This is a genomic window from Collinsella sp. CLA-ER-H6 (genome assembly GCF_040092305.1).
Classification (GTDB): Bacteria; Actinomycetota; Coriobacteriia; order Coriobacteriales; family Coriobacteriaceae; genus Collinsella.
Window position 1 is genome coordinate 1 of sequence record NZ_JBBNLS010000035.1, and the last position, 1,994, is coordinate 1,994.

The 1,994-nt window shown below is 57.1% G+C and carries 3 protein-coding genes; all 3 read right to left on the reverse strand.

Features of this window, described 5'->3' with window-relative positions; all coding sequences use genetic code 11:
• Positions 1-661, reverse strand: a 661-nt coding sequence (locus tag AAAX77_RS09760) for a PTS sugar transporter subunit IIC (protein WP_349106083.1), incomplete at its 3' end; no start/stop codon positions are given.
• A gap of 226 nt (positions 662-887) precedes the next feature.
• Positions 888-1,778 (reverse strand): DMT family transporter, encoded by an 891-nt coding sequence (locus tag AAAX77_RS09765; protein WP_349106084.1) that lies wholly within the window; start codon positions 1,776-1,778, stop codon positions 888-890.
• Between the two features lie 88 nt (positions 1,779-1,866).
• Positions 1,867-1,992, reverse strand: coding sequence for a PTS system mannose/fructose/sorbose family transporter subunit IID (locus tag AAAX77_RS09770; protein ID WP_349092065.1), 126 nt, complete (start codon positions 1,990-1,992; stop codon positions 1,867-1,869).
• Positions 1,993-1,994: the final 2 nt, after the last annotated feature.

Below are 1,994 nucleotides of genomic sequence, written 5' to 3' on the forward strand. Positions count from 1 at the left end.
GGACGGGCACGTTGGCGTAGGAGCACAGCAGGAAGCCCAGGAAGTAGAAGGGCACGAGCTGCTTGGTGAGCACCAGGCGGCCGAGCATGGCGAAGCCCATGGCCGGCAAGATGTTGGCGGCAACGCCGCAACCATCAATGATGAAGGACGGGACGAAGTCGAGCAGGCCCTGGATGGCATCGGAGCCCAGATAGAAGGCGCCGCCGCACAGCAGGAAATACTCAAGGCAGCCCCAAAGACCCATGCCCCAATGAACGGCGTAAATGCCTTTAAGGTTTCCCTTGAGGGCGAACCTGTCTGCCATATCGACAAACACGGTGAACAAGGCACTAGTAATGTTGCCGATCGTCAGCGAAAGGACAGCGATGGGCATGGCGAGCGCGATGGCCGTCTCGGTACCCTGACCGAGCTGAATGGCAAACGCGCAGGCGAGCACGCCGCCGATGGTTTCGTTAGGCGGCACGTAGGCGCCGATGGAAACCGAACCCATGAACAGCAGCTCCAGGCTGGCGCCGACGGCAAGACCAGTCTGCAGGTCCCCCAGCACCAGGCCCACGAGCGGGCACAGGACGATGGGGCGGAACGCGTAGAGGGTGCCGAGCTGGTAGTCGAGGCCTCCAAACGCTCCGACTAAGCCGACGAGGATTGCTTGGGTAAGCATGGTTCCTCCAAAATAGGAAATCTCGAGTCATAGCCGGTCACCGTCGCGCGCGCTGTTGATATCAATCCGGAAACTCGACCACACGGCCCGAAGCGTACCTGGTGTGCTGTTAACACCTATGCCAGGCACAAATGATTTGATACCAATTATAGATATGCAGGTTCTTACTATTTAATACCACTCGCTCAGCGGGGTGTTTTTTACCGTAAACGACAGACGCATCCCATCAGGCGCGCTCTTTGTTTCGATGGCGGACAAGCGCCACCAGAAAGCCATCGCCAAAGGCATCGTATGCCAAGTTGCCTACAATCACCAAAACGATTATCGCCGCGCCCAAAAACTCGTTCCAGCGAAAGACCTCGCCAAAGAGGAGCGCCGACCAGCAGGGAGCGAGCACGACCTCGCTCATGCAAACCAAGTTGGCCGCAAACGCGTTAGTGCGCGCAATCCCCTTGGCATACAGCACACTCGCAAGGCCGCTGCAAAAAAGGCCATGCACCAGCATAAGCCCCCACTCAAAGGGTTTTACGGAGCCTAGGTCGCCGGCAAAATAGACGATCGGCAGTATCGAGATGCCGCAGGAGATGAGCGAGGACACCATGGGCGACGCATCGGGGCGAGAGTTTAAAAAGAAACACAGCCCAAAGGTGGCTCCCGAAATGACGGCAAGCAGGTTGCCGAGCATGCCCTCGACGCTCAAATCGCCTAAAAAGAAAAGTCCCATACCCGTAAAAGCAACCAACACGGAGGCAATCTTCGCAGGCGAGGGCAACGTGCGAGTTGCGAGCGACTGATACACGATAACAAAAATCATCGAGGTGTACTGCAGAACGATCGCGTTGCCGACCGTCGTGAGCTGGTTGGCAAAGTTAAACGTGGTGCCCGTCACGAAGTTGCAGACGGCCACAAGGACAATAAGACGGCTGACGCGGAGGACGGGCCTACCGACGAGCAGGATAAAGAGCGCCATAAATATTGCCGTAACGGCACCGATCAAAAGAGCTGACTGCGAATTGGCGCGAACGAGGATGCCGATAAAACTCCACAAGAGCGCCGTGCCAAATAGATACATCGCCCCGCTCACGCCATTATCGGGTGGATTGTCAGATCGAATCACGAAGCACCTCCAGCTAACTTTCGGTAATAAAAAACGGCGACCGCAACGGGTCGCCGTTTCCCTTGGGGGCAGAATAAAACGCAGGAACCTACGCCAGCACGCCGAAGAACGCGCCGATGATGCCCACGACCATGGTGGCCACGATCAGCACCATGGGGTTGATCTTCTTGGACAGCAGCCAGTAGTACAGCCAGAAGGCGATCATGCCGAGCATGC

Coding starts and splice junctions, on each gene's coding strand:
- AAAX77_RS09770 (WP_349092065.1), bottom strand. CDS start 1,992: ATGCTCGGCATGATCGCCTTCTGGCTGTACTACTGGCTGCTGTCCAAG.